This window comes from Streptomyces nanhaiensis, from assembly GCF_046614825.1.
GTDB classification, from domain to species: domain Bacteria; phylum Actinomycetota; class Actinomycetes; order Streptomycetales; family Streptomycetaceae; genus Streptomyces; species Streptomyces radiopugnans.
Window position 1 is genome coordinate 1 of sequence record NZ_JBKJFM010000048.1, and the last position, 18,675, is coordinate 18,675.

Genomic DNA, 18,675 nt, shown 5'->3' on the forward strand with positions numbered 1-18,675 from the left:
CGACGCGGCGCCGGCGAGGTGGTGCTGGGGATGCCGGTGGCCGGCCGGGGCCGGGCGGTGGCCCGGCTGGCCGCCGGCACCGCGTCGAACGTCCTGCCGCTGCGGCTGCGCGTCGACCCGGACCGCCCGGCCCACGAGCTGGTGCGCGCGGTGGCCGACGAGACGGAGGCCGTCCTGCCGCACCGGCGCCACCGGTACGAGGACATGCTGGGGGACCTCGGGCTGACCGGCTCCGGGCGCACGCTGTACGGCCTGGCGGTGAACGTGCTGCCGTTCAGCTACGGCCGGGACTTCGCGGGCCGGCCGATGGCGATGCGGAACATCGCCATCGGCCCGGTCCAGGAGCTGTCCGCCACCGTCTATCCGGACGAGCGGAGCGGCGGTCTCCACGTCGACCTGGACGCCGACCCGGCCCGCTACGGCCCCCGCGAGGCGGCGGCCGAGGCGCGCCGCTACGTCCGGTTGCTGGCCGGGCTGGCCACCCGGCCGGAACGGGCCGCCGGCCGCCACCCGCACCTGTCCGCGGGGGAGCGCCGCCGCCAGGTACCGCGCCCCGCCGCCCCGCCCGCGCCCGCCACGGACACGCTGCCCGTGCTCTTCGAACGGGCCGCGGCCCGCTTCCCGGACGCGCCCGCGGTCTGCTCCGGCGGCACCGTCGTGAGCTACCGAGACCTCAACGCCCGGGCCAACCGCCTGGCCCGCGCACTGGTACGGCGCGGGGCCGGACCCGAACACACCGTCGCCGTACGGCTCCCGCCCTCGGCCGACCTGGTGGTCGCGCTGCTCGCCGTGGCCAAGTCCGGCGCCGCCGCGGTGCCCGTGGACCCGGAGTGGCCGGACGAACGGGTCCGGCTGATCCTGGCCGACACCAGCCCGGTCTGCGTGCTCACCCCGGACGGGCCGGCCGCCGGGCCGCCGGTCCCCGAGGACGGCGCGGACCTCACGGACGCCGACCGCCGGGCCCCGCTGACCTCCGCACACGCCGCCTACGTGATCCACACCTCGGGTTCGACGGGGCGCCCCAAGGGCGTGGTGGTGCCGCACGAGGGCCCCGTGGCGCTGCTGACGGACGCCGCGGCGTCACTGGGTTTCGACGAACGCGACGTGTGGACGCTGTTCCACTCCTGCGCCTTCGACTTCTCGGTGTGGGAACTGTGGGGGGCGCTGGTGCACGGCGGCCGGCTCGTGGTCGTCCCCCGCGACGTGGCCCGCTCGCCCAGGGCGTTCCTCGACCTCCTGGTACGCGAGCGCGTCACGGTGCTGAACCAGACGCCGTCCGCCTTCGCAGCCCTGGACCGGGCCGACGCCGAGGACCCCGCGCGCGGCCGCGGGCTCGCCCTGCGCCTGCTGGTCTTCGGCGGCGAGGCCCTGGCGCCGTCGTCCCTGCGCGGCTGGTACCGGCGCCACCGGCCGGACTCCCCGGCGCTGGTGAACATGTACGGCATCACCGAGACCACCGTCCACGCCACGCGCCTGGACCTGACGGCAGCGCACACCGGGCGGGCCGGCAGCCCGATCGGCACCGCCCTGCCCGGCGCCCGGATCTACGTGCTGGACGACCGCCTGCGCCCGGTACCGCCCGGCACCACCGGCGAACTGTACGTCGCGGGTTGGGGCGTGGCCCGCGGCTACCTCGGCCGCCCGGGGCTCACCGCGCAGCGCTTCGTCGCCGACCCCTTCGGCCCGCCCGGCTCCCGTCTCTACCGCTCCGGGGACCTGGCCCGGTGGACGGTGGACGGCACCCTCGAGTACCTGGGCCGCGCCGACGACCAGGTCAAGGTCCGCGGCTACCGCATCGAGCCCGCCGAGGTCGAGGCCGCGCTGTCGGCCCTGCCCGGGGTGGCCGGCGCCGCCGTCACCGCGGTGCCCGACGCGGCCGGCGGCGAGCCGAGGCTCGTGGGCTACGTCGTGCCGGACCGAGGCCGCCCACCGGAGGGGCTCCCGGACCGGCTGCGCCGCCTGCTGCGCGCCCGGCTGCCCGCCCACCTCGTCCCGGCCGTGCTGGTGCCGGTCGACGCCCTCCCGCTCACCGGGAACGGCAAACTCGACCGCGCCGCCCTGCCCGCCCCCGGCGAGCGCGCCTCCGGCGGACGCGCCACCCCGGTGCTCACCGATCCGCTGGAGCGCCGCCTGGCCGGCCTCTACACCGAACTTCTGGGCACCGCCCGGGTGGGCCCGCACGACAGTTTCTTCGACCTCGGCGGCGACAGCCTGCGCGCCGCCCGGCTGGCCGCCCGGATCCGCGCCGGCCTCGGCGCCGACGTCGATGTCCGGGACGTCTTCGAGCACCCCACCGTCAGCGCTCTGGCGGCCCGCCTGGCCCCGTGCGCCGCGGCTCCGGGACCGCCGGCCGGACGGCGGGACCGCCCGGCCCGCGTTCCGCTGTCCTTCGCGCAGCGCCGCCTGTGGTTCCTGCACCGTCACGCCGGGGCCGACCGCGCCTACAACGTGCCGCTGACCCTGCGCCTGACCGGTGCCCTGAACCGGGAGGCCCTGGCCGCGGCCCTCGGTGACCTGGCCGGCCGGCACGAGGTCCTGCGCACCGTCATCCGGGAGGAGGACGGCCACCCCCACCAGTCGGTGCTGCCCCCCGGCACGGGCCGGCCACGGCTCGCGGAGACGGCCGCCACCGAGGCCGGGCTGCCGGCGCTGCTGGCCCGCCGCGCACGGCACGTCTTCCGGCTCGACCGCGAACCGCCTCTGCGCGCCGAGCTGTTCACCACGGGAGCCGATGAGCACACCCTGCTGCTGCTCCTGCACCACATCGCCTTCGACCACGCCTCGTTCGGCCCGCTCGCCGCCGACCTCGAAGCCGCCTACGCCGCCCGGCTGCGCGGTGTACCGCCTGCCGACCGCCCCCGGTTGCCCCTCCAGTACGCCGACTTCGCGCTCGACCGGCGGGCGGAGTTCGGTACCGAGGAGGAGCCCACCGGCCGCACCGAGCGTGAACTCGCCTACTGGAAAAGGGCCCTGGAGGGCCTGCCGGACCGCATCGAGCTGCCTGCCGACCACCTGGAACCCGGGACGGACGACGGCGCCACCGTCGCCTTCCGCGTTCCCGCAGGGACGCACCGGCGCCTGGCCGCCCTCGCCGCCGCGGAGCACGCGAGCCTGTTCATGGTGGTGCACACCGCGCTCGCCGCACTGCTCACCCGCCTCGGCGCCGGCACCGACATCCCGGTCGCGACCGCGGTCGCCGACCGGCCCGACCCCCGGCTCGACGCGTCGGTCGGCTTCTTCGTGAACACCCTCGTGCTGCGCACCGACACCTCCGGCGACCTCACCCTCCGGGAGCTGCTCGGCCGGGTCCGCACGGCCGACCTGGAGGCCTTCGCGCATCAGGAGCTGCCGTTCGAGTTCGTCGTCGAGGCGGTGCGGCCGTACCGGCCCGAGGCCGGTCCTCCGCTCTTCCAGGTGATGCTGGTCCTCACCCCGCCCCCGCCGGAACGGCTCGACCTGCCGGGGCTGCGCGCCGAGGTCGGCACTGTCCCCACCGGCACCGCCAAGTGCGACCTCGCGTTCAGCCTCCACGAGCACCGTGACGCGCACGGCGCCCACCAGGGCCTGGACGGCGTGCTCGAGTACCGCACCGGCCTGTTCGAGCCCGCGACGGCCCGGTCGTTCTGCGACCGCCTGGTCCGGCTGCTGACGCTGATGGCCGACGCCCCGGACACCCCGGTGCGCCGCGCGGAGATCCTCGATCCGGCCGAACGCCACCGCCTGCTGTCCCGGTGGGGTACGACGCCGGCCCGCCCCCGCCCGGCCGGCGACGCCGCCCGGAGCGTCCCGGAGACGGTCGCCGCCCACGCGCGCCGCACCCCGAACGCCGTGGCGCTGCGCTCGGACACGGAGACGCTGACGTACCGGGAACTGGTGGCCAGGTCCGACCGGCTCGCCGCCCGCCTGGCCGCCGCAGGCGTCGGCCCGGAGACCCGGGTCGCCGTGCTGATGGACCGCGGGGTGGAGTACGCCGTGACCGCCCTCGCCGTCCTCCGGAGCGGAGGGGCCTACGTACCGCTCGACACCCGCGCGCCCAGTGCCCGGCGAGCCCGCGTCCTCTCCGAGGCCGACGCCGCGCTGCTGGTCGTCGGACCGGGCCGGCCGCCGGGGGAGCAGGCCGCCGGCGGCCTGCCGGTCCTCGACGTCCGCGACACCTCCGACGAGGCTCCCGCGGCCTGCGGGCCGCCGCTCCCGCCGGCCGATCCGGAGCGGCTGGCCTGCGCCATCTTCACCTCCGGATCCACCGGTGCGCCCAAGGGCGTCGCCATCACCCACGGCGGCATCCTCGCCCTGGCCGCGGACTCCTGCTACGAGCACGTGGCCCGCCGCATGCCGATGCACTCCCCGCACTCCTTCGACGCGTCCACGATGGAGCTGTGGGTGCCGCTGCTCAACGGCGGCGAGGTCGTCATCGCCCCGCCCGGCGAACTCGACCTGCGGACCCTGCGGCGGCTGGTCACCGAGACCCGCCCGGCCGGTCTGTGGCTGACCGCCGGACTCTTCCGGGCCGTGGCCGAGGAGGACCCGTCCTGCCTGCGCGGTCTCGGCACGGTGTGGACCGGCGGCGACGTCGTCCCGCCCCGCGCGGTACGCGCCGTGCGCAGCCACTGCCCGGACACCGCCGTCGTCAACGGCTACGGCCCGGCCGAGGTGACGACCTGCGCCACCTGGCACCGGATCGACGACGCCGACCTGTCCGGGCCGGCCGCCCGCCGAGGCATCCCCATCGGCCGCCCGCTGGACGGCGGCCGCGCCTACGTGCTGGACGCCGGCCTCCAGCCGGTGCCCGCAGGGGTGACCGGCGAGCTGTACCTGGGCGGCACCGGTGTCGCCCGCGGCTACCTGGGGCGCCCCGGGCCGACCGCGGAGCGCTTCGTCGCCGACCCGTTCGGCCCGCCCGGCGCGCGGATGTACCGCACCGGCGATCTGGCCCGCTGGCTGCCGGACGGCACGCTGGCGTTCCGCGGCCGGGCCGACGGGCAGGTCAAGCTGCGGGGCTTCCGCGTGGAGACCGAGGAGGTGGCGGCCACGCTCGCCGGGTACGGCGGCGCCGGCCAGGCCGCCGTGGTGCTCAGGGAGGACGGGCCGGGCGGGAAGCACCTGGCCGCCTACCTGGTGCCGGCCGGGGACGCGGCGGTCGACCTGGAGGAACTGCGGCGGCACGCAACCGAGAACCTGCCCGGCTACATGGTGCCCGCGGCCTGGGTGGTGCTGGACCGGCTGCCGCTGACCCGCAACGGCAAGCTGGACCGCGCGGCCCTGCCCGCTCCCGGGCCGGCCGCCCCCGCCGCGGCGGAGGGAGGCGCCGGCCGCGGCCGTCCTCGAAACGAACGCGAGCGGGTACTGCGCGACATCTTCGCCGAACTGCTCCGGGCACCGTCGATCGGCGTCCACGACGGCTTCTTCGACTCGGGCGGGGACAGCATCGTCGCCATCCAGCTCGTCAGCCGCGCCCACGAAGCCGGTCTGAGGATCACCGTCGGCGATGTCCTGCGCGCACCCACGGTCGCCGGCCTCGCGGGTCTCGCCGGTCTCACCGAGCGGCCCGGCACCGGTGCGGCCCCGGACGCCCCGGGCGCGGTCCCGGCGGACGACGACGGCGCGGGGCCGCTGCCCCTGACCCCGATCGTCCACTGGTGGCGCGAGCAGGGCGGCGAAACGGACTCCTTCGGCCAGCACATGGTCGTCCGCACCCCGCCCGGGCTGACCGTGGAACGGCTCGCCGCGGCCCTGCAGGCGGTCGTCGACCGGCATGCCGCACTGCGTCTTCGGCTGGACACCGCCGACGGCGCCTGGCGGCTGGAAGTGCTGCCGGCCGGCCGTGTCCGGGCTGCCGACCGGGTCGACCGCGTCGACGCCGGGAAGTGCCACGACGGCGGGTTGCCCGAACTGCTCGCCGACGCCCTGGACGCCGCCCGCCGCCGCCTCGACCCCGCGGCCGGCCACATGCTGGCCGCGGTGTTCCTCGACCGGGGCCCGGACCGGAGCGGCCGCCTGCTGCTCATGGTCCACCACCTCGCGGTGGACGGGGTGTCCTGGCGGATCCTGCTGCCGGATCTGGCCGCCGCCGACCGCGCGCTTGCCGAGGGCCGCCCACCGCGGCTCACCGCCCCACCGGTCCCGTTCCCCGCCTGGGCGCGCACCCTGGCCGAGCAGGGCGCGACCGGCGCCCGCCGCGCCGAACTGCCCTTGTGGAACGGAGTGCCGGCCGACCCCGGTCCCCCGCTGGCGGACCCGGCGCCGGCCGGCGCTCCGCGTACGGCACGGGAGCTCACCGTGACGCTGCCGCCCGGCCGGACCCGGCCGCTGCTCACCGAGGTCGGAGCCGCCTTCCACTGCGGTGCGGAGCCGGTGCTGCTCACCGGCCTCGCGCTCGCCGCGGAGGAGTGGTGCCGCCGCCGCGGCCGCGCCGTCGGACCGCGGGGCCTGCTGCTGGACCTGGAGTCCCACGGCCGGCCCGACCTGCCGGACACCGACCTGTCCCGGACCGTGGGGTGGCTGACGGCCGTGTACCCGGTCCGGCTGCCCGCCACCGGCTGCTCCTGGGCCGACGTGTGGACCGCCGGGCCGGCCCTCGGCCGAGCCCTCAAACAGGTCAAGGAACGGCTGCGGGCCGTTCCGGACCGCGGTGTCGGCTACGGCGTCCTGAGGTACCTGGACCCGGATTCCGCGCCGGAGCAGGCCGGGCGGACCGCACCGCAGCTCGGGTTCAACTACCTGGGCCGCCTCGCCGAGGAACCCGGCACCGACTGGGGCATCGCCGGGGAGCGTCCCGCCCCCCGCCCGGACCGGACGGCGGAACGCTTCGGGCCGCACCTCCTGGACATCGACGCGCTGACGCTCGACGGTCCGGCGGGGCCGCGGCTGACCGCCTCGGTGACCTGGACGGACGGCCGTCTCACCGAGGAGGAGGTCCGTTCGCTGACCGACCTGTGGTTCGCCGCCCTCGACTCCCTCGTCCTGCACGCCCGGACCCCTGGCGCCGGCGGCCGCAGCCCGTCCGACCTGCCGCTGGTCCGGCTCGACCAGGAGGAGATCGACCGCCTGGAACGCGCCCACCCGAGGCCGGCGGACGTGCTGCCGCTCACCCCGCTCCAGGAGGGGCTGCTCTTCCACGCGCTGTACGCGCCGGACACCCCGGACGTCTACCAGGCGCAGTTCGTGCTCAGGCTGCACGGCGACCTGGACCCCGCCGCGCTGCGCGCCGCGGCCACGGCCCTGCTGACCCGCCATCCCAACCTGCGTGCGGCGTTCGTCCACCAGGGGCTGCGCCGCCCGGTCCAGGTCGTTCCCGGGCCGCTGCCCCCCGAGTGGCGCGAGATCGACCTGACCGGCGTCGCCGTGGAACGCCGCGAGCGGGTCTTCGGCCGGCTGGCCCGCGCCGACCTGCGCCGCCGTTTCGAAACCGACAGCCCGCCGCTGATCCGCTTCACCCTGGTCTCCTGGGGGCCGGAGGAACACCGGCTCGTCCTGACCAACCACCACCTGATCCTGGACGGCTGGTCGGTGCCGCTGCTCGTCCGCGAACTGCTGGCGCTCCACGCCCGCGGCGGCGATCCGGACGCCCTGGAACGGGTCACCCCCTATCGCGAGCACCTGGCGCTGCTGGCCACCCGCGACCGCGTCGCGGCCCGCCGGGCCTGGCAGGCCGCGCTCGCCGGTGCGGGCGAGCCGCCGCGCCTGACAGCGGCCGTCCCGGCCGCGCCCGCCGGTTCCGGCCCGGGCGGGGGGAACGGGGGAGAACCCGCCACGCTGGACGCCGTGCTGTCCGACACCGCGACCAAGCGGCTGCGGGGACTGGGCGCCGAGGGGATCACCCTCGGCACCGCCCTCCAGGCTGCCTGGGGCCTGCTGCTGATCCGCCGCTGCGGCACCCCGGACGTGGTGTTCGGCACCACCGTCTCCGGCCGGCAGCCGGAACTGCCCGGCATGGAGTCGATGATCGGCCTGTTCATCAACACGCTGCCCGTGCGGCTGCGGCTGCGGACCGACCGTGACGAGACGGTGCGCGCCGTACTGCACCGGCTGCGCGACGAGCAGGCCGGTCTGCTGCCGCACCACCACATCGGGCTGAGCGAGATCCAGCGCGTGGTGGGGCGGCGGGAGTTGTTCGACACGCACCTGGTGTTCGAGAACTACCCGCTGGACCGCGCCGCCCTCGCCCGGCCGGTGTCCGGGCTGCGCCTGGCGGGCATCGAGGGCCGCGACGCCACCCACTACCCGCTGACCCTGGTGGCGTTCGCCACCGAGGACGCGCTGCGGCTGCGCCTCGACCACCGCCCGGGGGCGGTGGCGTCCGAGGCGGCCGAAGACCTCATGGGCGAACTGCTGCACCTGCTGGAGGCCATCGCCACGTCGCCCGGGGCGCCGGTGGCCGACCTCGTGCACGCCGCTTTCGAGAACGACCGCGAGGACGACAGAGAGGATGCACCATGACCAACCCCTTCGACGACCAGGACGCGCTCTTCCTGGTGCTGGTCAACGACGAGGGCCAGCACTCGCTCTGGCCCGAGTTCGCCGACGTCCCCGCCGGCTGGACCCGCACCTTCGGCCCCGACGGCCGGGACGCCTGCCTGACCCACATCGAGGCCACCTGGACGGACATGCGCCCCAAGTCCCTCATCAGGGCGATGGGCGGCTGACGCCAGGGCCGCCTCCGCACGCCTCCGCAGCACCCGCGTGCCACCGCGGAGGCGTGCGGCGGCAGCCGGGAAGCGGGTCTCTAGCGGCGGGCCGCGGTGATCACGACCAGCAGCGGGACGAGCCGGGTCGGCGGCACCTGGTAACGTCCGCGGCCCGCCGTCTCCAGCCAGCCTGCGGAGACGAGCTGCCGCAGGTGGTGGTAGACCTGACCGGTCGTGCCGAGGCCGTCCAGCTCCGCGAGTTCGGCCACCGCGGTCCGCCCTTCCAGCAGGGCCTGGAGCAGCCGCAGCCGGACGGGCTGCCCCAGCGCGCCCAGTGTGTCGGCCAGCTCCGGCCAGTCGGAGCCCAGCAGCGAGTCCGTGGCGGCGGACCGCTCCCACTCCACAAGCTCCCCGCCCGGGCCGGTCACGGACCCGGCGAACAGCACCCCGCCGCGCGCCGAGTCCCGCAGGAGGCCCCGGAGTTGCGGCAGCAGGCGGTAGGCGGCGTCATCCGGCTCCTCCCCGTCCTCCGGCCCCTCCGCACCGCTTCCCAGCCGCTCCTCAAGCTCGGAGACCCGCTGCATCAGCCCGGCGACCTGTCCTGCCAGCGCGTCCCACGACGGCACGTCCTCACTCATCCCGTCAGCGTAGCGCCGGGCACCGCACGCACCCGGAGCGGCCGGGACACGGCGGCGGAGCCCGTCGTCCGGCTCCAGCCCGGGACGATGGCAGGCTTGGGGCCATGCGGAGGCTTGTGCGCGCCCTGGGCGCGGCGACGGTGATCGTGCTGGCCGGGACGACCGGGGCGGCCGGAACAGCGGGGGCGGCCGGCCCCGCCTCCGACGGCTTCACGATCGAGGACGAGCGGATCACCGAGTCCAGCGGCCTGGCGGCCGGCCGTGCCCACCCCGGCGTGTACTGGACGCACAACGACAGCGACGACGGGCCGTACGTCTACGCGATCGACGGCCGCACCGGCGAGACGGTCGCCACCGTCACCCTGACCGGCGTCTCGCCGCGCGACGTCGAGGCCGTCTCCGTCGGCCCGGACGGCGACGTGTACGTCGGCGACATCGGCGACAACTTCGGCGGCCGGTGGCCCGAGGTGTGGATCTACCGCTTCGCCGAGCCCGAGAGGCTGGCCGACCAGGCGGTCGAGGTCACCCGCCACACCGTGCGCTACGCGGACGGCCCGCGCGACGCCGAGTCGCTGGCCGTCCACCCCGTCACCGGGCGGGTGTACATCGTCAGCAAGCACGAGGACGGCGGCGCCCTGTACGCCGGGCCCGAGGAGCTCCCGGCGTCCGGCGCCGCCACCTTCACACGCGTCGCGGACATCGACCTGTGGGCCACCGACGCCGCCTTCTCCCCGGACGGCACCCGGCTCGCGGTGCGCGGCTACTTCGGCGGGACCATGTACGCCTGGGAGGACGACAGGCCGCGTGAGCTGGGACGGCTGACGGTGCCCGTGCAGCGCCAGGGCGAGTCGGTGACCTTCACCCCGGACGGCCGGACCCTGCTGTACGGCACCGAGGGCGAGCGCAGCCCCGTGCAGCCGATGCCCCTGACCGAGGATCAACTCCCCGAGAGCGCGCGGGAGGAGAAGCCGGACCGGACCGGCGACGGCGACCGGAAGCCGGACACCGACGCCGACACCGACGCCGACGGGGCCGGGGACGGCGGAGAGGAAGAGGGCGCGGGAGAGGGGAACACCCTCGGCTTCGTACTCGCCCTCGCCGCGGGCGCCGTCCTCCTCCTCGCCCTGCGCCGCTCGAAGCGGCGCTCAGGCGGCGCTTCCTGACGCCTGGCCGGACACCCCGCCGGCCGCCGCACCGGACGCAAACCCTGCCGCGCGGGCAGGCCGGTCACGGTAGCGTCCCCCGGGGCCCGGTCCCGCCGGCGTTCCACCGGAGCCCGCCGTGTCCGTACGTGCCCGTCGAAGGAGAAACGCGTGCGCGAGCCCGTCCACCGCACCCCCCGCCCTGCCGTTTACCGCGCCGCAGCCGCGTCCCGCGCCCGGAGGGCGGCGGCATGAAGGCGCTCACGACCCTCGCCCTGCTCGCGGGCACACTGACCGCGGGCCTGATGGCAGGGCTGTTCGCGGGCTTCGCCTACGCCGTGATGCCCGGTCTGCGCCGCGGTGACGACCGTACCTTCGTCACGGCGATGCGGCGGATCAACGAGGCGATCCTCAACGGCTGGTTCCTGGGCTGCTTCATGGGCGCGCCCGTCGTCACCGCCCTCGCCGCCGCCCTGCAGTGGGCCGGTGACGGGGGCGCGGCCCTGCCGTTCACCGTCGCCGGACTGGTGCTGTACCTGGTGGTGTTCGCCGTCACCGCGGCGGCCAACGTCCCGCTCAACGAGCGGCTCGCCGCCGCCGGCGAGCCGGACGGCGCGGCCGGCCTCGCCGCCGTCCGCGAGCGCTTCGAGTCCTCGTGGGTCGCCTGGAACACCGTCCGCGCGGTGGCGGCCACCGCCGCGTTCGGCTGCCTGGCCTGGGCCCTGGTCCTGTACGGGCGCGCCACGGCCTGACGGGGCACGGGCGGTACGGTCCTCAGCCCCCGCAGTCCGGCCGCCCGCCGCTCAGCCCCCGCCGCCCAGCCGCTCGGCGGTCCCGCCGTCCGCGGCTGCGATGAACGCCTCCAGCCCGTCGAGCAGCCGCTCCAGGCCGAACTCGAACAGCCGCTCCCCGGGGACGGCGAAGGTGTCCTCGGAGAGCGCGGCCGCGTGCGGGTACGCGCCGCTGAGCATCGCCTTCTTCAGCAGGGGCCCGTGGGCGGTCCAGAACTCCTCGTCGCTGATGCCGGTCTGCCGCGCGGCGAGGGCCGCGTGCACGTGGGCGCGGGCGCAGCCGGCGACATAGCCGTCCACGGCGGCGATGAACCCCAGCCGCTCCTGGTCGGTGAGGGGGAGGGGGACCAGGCCGGACAGCGCGTAGTCGAATCCGGCCATGGCGCCGGGGCCGAGTACGGGCCGGGCCAGGCTGGTCTGGAGCAGCCAGGGGTGGGCCAGGTACATGCGCCAGTTGCCGTGGGCGACGTAACCCAGGACCGTGCGCCAGTCGGCGTCCCGCGGCGCGTCGTCGCCGGGCATCATCCGGTAGGCGCGGTCGATCATCAGCTCCAGCAGCTCGGCCTTGCCCGGCACGTAGCGGTAGAGCGACATCGTGCCGACGCCCAGTTCGGCGGCGACGCGGCGCATGGAGAGCGCGTCGATCCCCTCGGCGTCGGCGATCGCGACGCCCGCGGCGGCGATGCGCTCCAGGGTCAGGCCCGGTTTGGGGCCGCGGGAGGGGCGCTCCACCTGGCCCCACAGGAGGTCCAGGCTGCGCTTGAGGTAGCCGCGGTCGCTGTTCTCGCTCGTCATCGCGGTCCATCCTACGGGGACGCCGGAAAACCGGGTACGGTGTACGCGCAATCGGGTACGCTGTACCCGGTTTCGAAGGGAGGCCACCATGACCACAACCGCGACCCCGTACGCCGTACTGGCGGAAGGGCTGGTGAAGCGGTACGGCGACAGGAGCGCGCTGGACGGCTTCGATCTGGAGGTGCGGCGCGGCACCGTGCACGGCCTGCTCGGCCCCAACGGGGCGGGCAAGACCACCGCCGTGCGCGTCCTGGCGACGCTCCTCCGGCCCGACGGCGGACGGGCCGGGGTGGCGGGGCACGACGTGGCCCGCGAGCCCGCCCGCGTGCGCCGCCGGATCGGGCTGACCGGGCAGTACGCGGCGGTCGACGAGATCCTCACCGGCCGCCAGAACCTGGAGATGTTCGGCCGCCTGTTCCACCTCGGCACCCGGCGCGCACGGCGGCGGGCCGGGGAGCTGCTGGAGCGCTTCGCGCTCACCGAGGCCGCCGACAAGCCGCTCAAGGCGTACAGCGGCGGCATGCGGCGCCGCCTGGACCTGGCCGCCGGGATGATCCTCGCCCCCGAGGTGCTCTTCCTGGACGAGCCCACCACCGGACTCGACCCGCGCAGCCGCAACGAGGTGTGGGAGGCGGTGCGCTCACTGGTGGCCGGCGGCACGACGGTGCTGCTCACCACGCAGTACCTGGAGGAGGCCGACCGGCTGGCCGACCGCGTCACCGTCATCGACCGCGGCATGCGCATCGCCGACGACACCCCGGCCGCCCTCAAGAGCGCCGTCGGCGGCGACCGGGTGGAGGTGGTGCTGTACGACGCGGCCGACCTGCCCGCCGCCGCCGAGGTCCTCGCCCGCGTCGCGGACGAGGGCGCCGAGCCGTACACCGACCCCGTGGAGCGCCGGGCGCACGCGCCGGTCACCGACCGGGTGGCCGCGCTCACGGAGGTGGCCCGGACCCTCCAGGACGAGGGCGTCGGGGTGGAGGACATCGGCCTGCGCCGCCCCACCCTGGACGAGGTCTTCCTGAGCCTGACCGGTCACCGCGCGGGCACAGCCACGGCCGCCGCCACGGCCGCCGACGCCCGCACCGAGCAGAAGGAGAACGCGGCATGAGCACCCCCACCGGTGCCCCGGCCGGCACCCGGACCGGCACCCGGACCGGCAGCCCGGCCGGCACCGCCCCGCAGCCCGCGGCCCCGTCCGGCCCGGAGAACCGCCTGTACTGGGCCCTCGCCGACTGCTGGACGATCGTCCGCCGCGATCTGATCCACCTCGTCCGCCAGCCGTCCATCATCGCCTGGCAGCTCGGCTTCCCGATCGTCTCGGTGCTGCTGTTCGTCTACGTCTTCGGCAGCGCCATGGACGTGGGCGCGGCCGACTACGAGTCGTACGCGCTGCCCGGCATGTTCACCATGACGATGGCCTTCGGCTTCATGAACACCGCGATGGCCGTCGCGGTCGACAAGGAGCGCGGGATCACCGACCGCTTCCGCTCCATGCCCATGTCACCGTCGGCCGTGGTCACCGGACGCGGCGTCTCCGACGTGCTGCACGCCGGGCTGGACCTGCTGGTCCTGGCCGCGATCGCCCTGGTGGTCGGCTGGCGCTCGGACGGCGGCCCGCTCGGCACCCTCTACGCCTTCGGACTGCTGCTCCTGCTGCGCTTCGCGCTGATCTGGGTCGGGGTCCTCATCGGGCTGCTCGTGCCCAACCAGGAGGCGGCGGGGAACCTGTTCGCGCTCGCCTTCCCCTTCGGCATGATCTCCAGCGTCTTCACCCCGCCCTCGATGATGCCGGACTGGCTGGGCGCGATCGCGATGTGGAACCCGGTCTCCTCCACGGCGAACGCCGTGCGCGACCTCTTCGGCAACCCCGCGCCGGGCGGCGGGAGCTGGATCGAGCAGAACGCGGCACTGATGGCGGTGGTCTGGCCGCTGGTGATCACGGCGGTCTTCCTGCCCCTGGCGGTACGGCGCTACCAGCGGCTCTCGGCCTGAGGGCCCGGCGGTGAGGGCCCGGTGGTGGGGGGGGGCGGCGCAGAGGGTCCGCGCCGCACGGCCGCCGGGCCCTCACCGCTCGCCCACCGGGCGCAGCTCGTACAGCAGCGACCGGTCGAGCATCAGCCGGTGGCCCAGCGGCACCAGCACGCCCCGTACGGGGTGCTTGCGGGTCAGGTGCCGGGCCGCGTGCCGGGCCCCGCGGCCCGACAGCCGCCGCGCGTCCACCTTCATCGGTGCGCCCGCCGGGGTGCCGCCCAGGGTGGCGGGGGAGATCTCCGCCTCGGGGCGGCGGCGCAGCCGCTCGGCCGTGCCCGACCGGCCGTGGGCGCGCACGTAGGCGCGGTCGCCCTCCACCGCGATCGCGGTGGCCGTGCCCACCGGCACGCCCTCGCGGTCGTACGTGGCCAGCCAGACGCGCGGCTCGTCGGCGAACAGACTCAGCCCGGTGCCGGGAGTGCTCATGCGCCGCCGGGTACCTCGCCGGGGCCGCACGGAAACGGGCGGGACCCCACGGGCGGGATCCCATGGGCGGGGACCCCACGGGCGGGGCCGTTTCCGGCCGGTCCCCACCCGGGCCGGGGCTTCCGTCCTGTGCGGCGGGGCGTCGCAGTGTCAGCCGAGGCGCGCCGTTGCGAAGTCCTCCCACTCGTACATCCGGTCGTCCCGGCCCAGGACGATGAGGTCCACCCGCTCGATCCGCGCTGTGGCGGGCTCGGCGTCGACCGCGTCCAGGGCGTGCGCGACCGGATCGGCCGGGCCGTCGCTGTTGCTGTAGGCGATCGTCACGTGCGGTGCGAAGCCGTCCGCGGGCTCGGGAACGTCGTCCCATACGTCCGCTATGGCGGCACGGACCGCTGCCCGTACGGCTGCGGGCGGCTCGCTGGGCTCGGCCTCCCACCGGATCGCTTCCGGGGTGATCTCCGGCCGATGGAGGCGCAGCTCGAAAGGTGCCACGCCCGCCAGGCGCCGACGGGCCGCGTCGGCGATGGCTCGCGCGTCCTGTTCCGGGACCTCGTCCACGAAGCCCAGGCCCTGCATGGTCAGGTGAAGCCATCGGTCGGGGACGAGGTCCAAGCCCGCCACCTCGGCCAGCCCCCGACGGTAAGCGTCGGCCAAACGGTGTACTTCGGTGGCGGCCCGAAAAGTGAAGTGCCAGGTGTAGAAACGGCGTCCGGGCTTCCAGCCCGGCCGCCACCACCAGTGGTCGGCCATGGTTTCGGCGGTCATGCCACGGGATCCAATCAAGTGCCTGCCGTGCCTGGCGAGAGGGCGATCCGGCGGGGTACCGATTCCATGCAGAACGCCTCTGCCTCGGACTGCAACGCGGCCGCCGGCGTGCTGTTCGCCATCCGTGACCGGGCCATCGCGTCAGCCAGTTCCCGGATCCTGCGGGTAACCGGCTCCAAGCGCTGCTCCGGCGGCAGCTCCAGGACTGGCCGCAGTGCCTGGGCGGCACCCTCGGGCTCGCCGAGCGCCAGGTACGCCGAAGCTTGCGCGATCAGCATCTGGCTGCGGGTGCCGTAGGAGTGCAACGTCTCACTGGACAGGGCCTGTTGGGCTTCCCGCACCGCATGAGCCGGGTCACCGGTGCGCAGCAGGACGGCCGTGGCGTAGTTCGCGCGGCGGAATTCCGGGCAGGAGAAGACTCCAGCGACGTGATCAACGCCCTGCCGGTCGCGGGCGTCGGAGGCGCGGGCCAACGCGGCGCGTGCTTCGTCGGCCGCGCCGAGCTGCGACCAGGCATCGGCTTCCTGACAGGCCAGGAGAACCCCCACGGTGCCGTCGTCGGCGTGGATGGTGCCGCGCCGGGCATGGGTGATGGCGTCCTTCAGCCGCCCGTCCCAGAACGCGACCTTGCTGCGAGTGGACAGCACCCAGGCCCGCAGTTCGTCGTGGTCGGCCAGCTCGGCGCACAACCAGGCTGTACGGCCCTGGGTCTCGGCGTCCTGGAGTCGGCCGAAGTCGGAAGACATCCATGCGAGCAGCCCACACAGATACCCGGCCGCCATGTACAGATCGGCGGTCTGGCGGGGGTACTGCCGCCCTTCCAGAAGGGCGAAGACCTGATCGCGCAGAGCACGGGTCCGGGTGAAGACGGCGATCGGGTCCTGGAACAGGTAGTCGCGGGCGAGGGCCCGCGTATCGGCCGTGAGCTGTTCGAGCGCGAGATCGCCGACATTGGAGGTCTCCGCCCAGCGTGCCCACATTGCGGACTCCTCTGCGGCTACCCGCACCAGCTCAGGACCGTCCGGGACGGTGGGCTGCGTGGTGGGGGCGGCCACGGGTGGGGCGGGTTCACCGGCGGGCGCGACAGTGTGCTGCAGGATCCGCAGGTCGCTCTCGGGGAGGGAGCGCCGATCCTCCAGGTCCAGGAGGTCTTCCACCTGGCAGCCGAAGACCTCGGCGGTCACCAGGAGAACCGTCAGCGATGGACGCCGACTGGACGGGCCGGGCCATTTCTCCCACTTCCCGACCAGTGAGGCGTCGGCAGCAACAGCCCCGCCCGGTCCGGGCCGGGACGAACTGTGGTCGCTGATGCGGTCGGCGGTCTCCTGCAGTGTCCAGCCGTGTGCGTGCCTCCACGCCTCACGAGGGCGCATGCGCCAGCGGGCGCGCATCTCGACTGCGATATCCGCAGTACTGCATCCCGCGGCGAGCATTTCGTACCGGAGGCTGTCGCGGGCGGCTTTCGAACCGGACTTGGAGTGGTGAACCATCCCCTGCTCCTTACGCGCTGGACTGGGCCCAAGGTAGCGGTGTGGTTACCGAAAGTTCTCGCTGTCGCCCACATCTCAGGGTGTCCAGGAGTCCACCCCGACGTCCAAGTTCCGGCATTCCCGCTGCTCACAGCGGTCTCCTCAATCCAGCGAATCTGGACACTCACGCCCGTGACCGCCAAGCGGGCAGATGGGAGCGTCAAGGCACTGAATCACGCTCGGGAGTCAACCCATGACAAAGGAAGTAGCATCGCCTGCCGCCCCGCTCGTCCGGCCGGGGGTGTGGTGCGAGGCGGTCAGCACCCTTGCGGGCATGCCGGGAACGGCTTCGCGCCGGGACGGGTACGCGGCCCTGAGCCCCGAGGCGGCGATCCGGTGGATACGGGCCGGGGCGCGCGCCGTGGCCTGCGTACTCGGTCCGAATCAGGCCGAGTACGTGCTGGACCAGTGGGTGGACGGACCCGGCTCGGCGCGGGCGTGCGCCCGGCTGCGCCGGGGCGAGCCCTGCTCGCTGACCCTCTACCCGGGCATCCAGCACCTCACCTGGGAGGCCCGCCCGGTGCGGTTCCTGCGTCTGGCGGAGGTCAACGGCGGCTCCCCGTGCGGCCGTCGGTACCGGCCGCGACTGCTGCTGACCGGGAGGGGCGACCGTGCCCGGTGACGCGTCCCGGACGCCCGGCAGCGCGACGAAGACCAAGCAGCCCGGCCCGCTGGGCCGCGCGTACCGGACGGCCAAGGCCAACCCCGGCGCCCTCACCGTGGTCATCGGCCTTCTCGCTTTCGCTGCCTGGCAGTTGTGGCCGCTGGTCGCTCTCGGCCGATAGCACCCACCAGCCCCCTCCCAAGCCAGACCGACCGACCCCGGCACCACCTGATCGAGAGGCACCACCACCCGTGAACCCGACCCTGACGCACACCGATGCGGACCTGTCGGACCTGATCCTCGGCCCCCTGGAACTGGGATGGCTGCGGCCGACCGGCCGCGTCCCGGACGTGCTGCGCGCCTGGGGACACGGGGCGCTGGGTGAAGCGCCGGCCGGGCCCGCCTGGGACGTGGTGCGCCTGCCCACCGGCGTCGCGTACGAGACGGTGCGGCGGCTCCGCACGGCCCGCGCACCGCTGGGGCCTGTCCTGGCCACTCCGCTGGGCGTGGACTTCCTCGTCACCCCGGGCTCGGCGGACGGCTGGAACGCACCCGACAGCGCCCGCCTGCCCGACCGCACGCTGGTGCCGCTGCCGCACCCGGACTACTGCGAGTCCCGCCACCTGGGAAACCGGTCCTGGGTCGTGCGCCCCACCGGCACGGAACTCACCGACGGGCCCGCCCTGCGGGACGCCTACGCCCTGGCCCGCGCGACGGCGCAGGAGGCCGCCCGGTGAGCGCCGTGCCACAGACCCCTGCCCCCGGCGACGGACGTTCCGACTCCCCTGCGGCCCGCCGCCGGGGGCAGGCACCAGACCGCTTCCCCATCCCGTCCCGCACCCGAGGAAGGCACCCCATGGCCGGCGCGCAGAACACCGGCGGCACAGACCCGAAGACGTGGCTGCTCCAGGGCCTGGTCGAGCGCAACGCCCGCATCCGCAGCGCGGCACTGGTCACCTCCGACGGGCTGGTCCAGGCCGTCCACGGCCTGGACGACACCGACACCGCCGACGTCCTGGCGGCCACCGTATCCGGCCTGTACTCCCTGGCCAGGGGCGCCGCCGCCCGCATCGACACCGGACCCGCTCCACACCAGGACGGCGGCGTGCGGCAGATGGTCGTGGAGCTGAACCACACCCTGCTGTTCGTCTGCGCCGCCGGTGACCGTGCCCACCTGGCCGTCGTCGCCGACCGTGACGCCGACCCGGCCGTGATCGGCTACGAGATGGCCCAGTTGGTCAGACGGGTCCGCACCCACCTGGCCGCGCCCGCCCGCACCACGGCGGCCCCGGGGACGGCCGGATGATGCCGCTCCCTGCGGTACAGG

15 protein-coding genes are annotated in these 18,675 nt (G+C 75.2%); 10 read left to right on the top strand and 5 right to left on the bottom strand.

What is annotated here, in order from left to right; genetic code table 11:
• Positions 1-30 precede the first annotated feature (30 nt).
• The gene (locus tag ACLIYP_RS13415) at positions 31-8,436 is read left to right on the top strand and encodes an amino acid adenylation domain-containing protein (RefSeq protein ID WP_412713346.1); all 8,406 of its coding nucleotides are present in this window, start codon (positions 31-33) and stop codon (positions 8,434-8,436) included.
• The gene (locus ACLIYP_RS13420) at positions 8,433-8,642 is read left to right on the top strand and encodes an MbtH family protein (protein ID WP_412713347.1); all 210 of its coding nucleotides are present in this window, start codon (positions 8,433-8,435) and stop codon (positions 8,640-8,642) included. The genes ACLIYP_RS13415 and ACLIYP_RS13420 overlap by 4 nt, the downstream gene beginning before the upstream one ends.
• Positions 8,643-8,722: 80 nt before the next feature.
• On the opposite strand, the gene ACLIYP_RS13425 is transcribed toward ACLIYP_RS13420, so the two are convergent.
• The gene (locus ACLIYP_RS13425) at positions 8,723-9,262 is read right to left on the bottom strand and encodes an ArsR/SmtB family transcription factor (RefSeq protein ID WP_412713348.1); all 540 of its coding nucleotides are present in this window, start codon (positions 9,260-9,262) and stop codon (positions 8,723-8,725) included.
• Positions 9,263-9,366: 104 nt separating this feature from the next.
• Here ACLIYP_RS13425 and ACLIYP_RS13430 point away from each other — a divergent pair, with 104 nt between their 5' ends.
• Together ACLIYP_RS13430 and ACLIYP_RS13435 are read left to right on the top strand one after the other, a co-directional pair.
• The gene (locus tag ACLIYP_RS13430; protein ID WP_412713349.1) at positions 9,367-10,425 is read left to right on the top strand and encodes a hypothetical protein; all 1,059 of its coding nucleotides are present in this window, start codon (positions 9,367-9,369) and stop codon (positions 10,423-10,425) included.
• Between the two features lie 230 nt (positions 10,426-10,655).
• Positions 10,656-11,156, top strand: coding sequence for an anthrone oxygenase family protein (locus ACLIYP_RS13435; RefSeq protein ID WP_412713350.1), 501 nt, complete (start codon positions 10,656-10,658; stop codon positions 11,154-11,156).
• Positions 11,157-11,207: 51 nt separating this feature from the next.
• Here the strand turns inward: ACLIYP_RS13435 and ACLIYP_RS13440 are convergent, their stop codons facing one another.
• Positions 11,208-11,990, bottom strand: coding sequence for a TetR/AcrR family transcriptional regulator (locus tag ACLIYP_RS13440; protein ID WP_412713351.1), 783 nt, complete (start codon positions 11,988-11,990; stop codon positions 11,208-11,210).
• Between the two features lie 88 nt (positions 11,991-12,078).
• Here ACLIYP_RS13440 and ACLIYP_RS13445 point away from each other — a divergent pair, with 88 nt between their 5' ends.
• The gene (locus tag ACLIYP_RS13445) at positions 12,079-13,101 is read left to right on the top strand and encodes an ATP-binding cassette domain-containing protein (RefSeq protein ID WP_412713352.1); all 1,023 of its coding nucleotides are present in this window, start codon (positions 12,079-12,081) and stop codon (positions 13,099-13,101) included.
• Positions 13,098-13,985 (top strand): ABC transporter permease, encoded by an 888-nt coding sequence (locus tag ACLIYP_RS13450; RefSeq protein ID WP_412713353.1) that lies wholly within the window; start codon positions 13,098-13,100, stop codon positions 13,983-13,985. Before ACLIYP_RS13445 ends, ACLIYP_RS13450 begins: the two co-directional genes overlap by 4 nt.
• Positions 13,986-14,057: 72 nt before the next feature.
• Here the strand turns inward: ACLIYP_RS13450 and ACLIYP_RS13455 are convergent, their stop codons facing one another.
• The 3 genes from ACLIYP_RS13455 to ACLIYP_RS13465 form a co-directional block, all read right to left on the bottom strand.
• The gene (locus tag ACLIYP_RS13455) at positions 14,058-14,450 is read right to left on the bottom strand and encodes a pyridoxamine 5'-phosphate oxidase family protein (protein ID WP_412713354.1); all 393 of its coding nucleotides are present in this window, start codon (positions 14,448-14,450) and stop codon (positions 14,058-14,060) included.
• Positions 14,451-14,600: 150 nt separating this feature from the next.
• Positions 14,601-15,215 carry a 2'-5' RNA ligase family protein gene (locus ACLIYP_RS13460; RefSeq protein WP_412713355.1) on the bottom strand — a complete coding sequence of 205 codons (615 nt, stop codon included), beginning with the start codon at positions 15,213-15,215 and terminating at the stop codon, positions 14,601-14,603.
• Positions 15,216-15,229: 14 nt separating this feature from the next.
• Positions 15,230-16,705, bottom strand: coding sequence for an XRE family transcriptional regulator (locus tag ACLIYP_RS13465; protein WP_412713356.1), 1,476 nt, complete (start codon positions 16,703-16,705; stop codon positions 15,230-15,232).
• 313 nt (positions 16,706-17,018) lie between these two features.
• Here ACLIYP_RS13465 and ACLIYP_RS13470 point away from each other — a divergent pair, with 313 nt between their 5' ends.
• The 4 genes from ACLIYP_RS13470 (at position 17,019) to ACLIYP_RS13485 (ending at position 18,654) form a co-directional block, all read left to right on the top strand.
• Entirely contained in the window at positions 17,019-17,366 is a 348-nt protein-coding gene (locus ACLIYP_RS13470) for a hypothetical protein (RefSeq protein WP_412713357.1), read from the top strand.
• The gene (locus ACLIYP_RS13475) at positions 17,356-17,529 is read left to right on the top strand and encodes a hypothetical protein (protein WP_412713358.1); all 174 of its coding nucleotides are present in this window, start codon (positions 17,356-17,358) and stop codon (positions 17,527-17,529) included. Before ACLIYP_RS13470 ends, ACLIYP_RS13475 begins: the two co-directional genes overlap by 11 nt.
• Positions 17,530-17,599: 70 nt before the next feature.
• Positions 17,600-18,085, top strand: a complete 486-nt coding sequence (locus tag ACLIYP_RS13480) for a hypothetical protein (RefSeq protein ID WP_412713359.1) — start codon at positions 17,600-17,602, stop codon at positions 18,083-18,085.
• A 119-nt stretch (positions 18,086-18,204) separates the two neighbouring features.
• Entirely contained in the window at positions 18,205-18,654 is a 450-nt protein-coding gene (locus ACLIYP_RS13485; RefSeq protein WP_412713360.1) for a roadblock/LC7 domain-containing protein, read from the top strand.
• The last annotated feature ends 21 nt before the right edge of the window (positions 18,655-18,675 follow it).

Bases quoted from the DNA above. Each gene is read 5' to 3' on its own strand.
- ACLIYP_RS13485 (WP_412713360.1), top strand. From the start codon at position 18,205: ATGGCCGGCGCGCAGAACACCGGCGGCACAGACCCGAAGACGTGGCTG.
- ACLIYP_RS13440 (WP_412713351.1), bottom strand. From the start codon at position 11,990: ATGACGAGCGAGAACAGCGACCGCGGCTACCTCAAGCGCAGCCTGGAC.
- ACLIYP_RS13455 (WP_412713354.1), bottom strand. From the start codon at position 14,450: ATGAGCACTCCCGGCACCGGGCTGAGTCTGTTCGCCGACGAGCCGCGC.
- ACLIYP_RS13470 (WP_412713357.1), top strand. From the start codon at position 17,019: ATGCCGGGAACGGCTTCGCGCCGGGACGGGTACGCGGCCCTGAGCCCC.
- ACLIYP_RS13460 (WP_412713355.1), bottom strand. From the start codon at position 15,215: ATGACCGCCGAAACCATGGCCGACCACTGGTGGTGGCGGCCGGGCTGG.
- ACLIYP_RS13415 (WP_412713346.1), top strand. From the start codon at position 31: ATGCCGGTGGCCGGCCGGGGCCGGGCGGTGGCCCGGCTGGCCGCCGGC.
- ACLIYP_RS13430 (WP_412713349.1), top strand. From the start codon at position 9,367: ATGCGGAGGCTTGTGCGCGCCCTGGGCGCGGCGACGGTGATCGTGCTG.
- ACLIYP_RS13435 (WP_412713350.1), top strand. From the start codon at position 10,656: ATGAAGGCGCTCACGACCCTCGCCCTGCTCGCGGGCACACTGACCGCG.
- ACLIYP_RS13425 (WP_412713348.1), bottom strand. From the start codon at position 9,262: ATGAGTGAGGACGTGCCGTCGTGGGACGCGCTGGCAGGACAGGTCGCC.
- ACLIYP_RS13450 (WP_412713353.1), top strand. From the start codon at position 13,098: ATGAGCACCCCCACCGGTGCCCCGGCCGGCACCCGGACCGGCACCCGG.
- ACLIYP_RS13465 (WP_412713356.1), bottom strand. From the start codon at position 16,705: ATGGTTCACCACTCCAAGTCCGGTTCGAAAGCCGCCCGCGACAGCCTC.
- ACLIYP_RS13420 (WP_412713347.1), top strand. From the start codon at position 8,433: ATGACCAACCCCTTCGACGACCAGGACGCGCTCTTCCTGGTGCTGGTC.
- ACLIYP_RS13445 (WP_412713352.1), top strand. From the start codon at position 12,079: ATGACCACAACCGCGACCCCGTACGCCGTACTGGCGGAAGGGCTGGTG.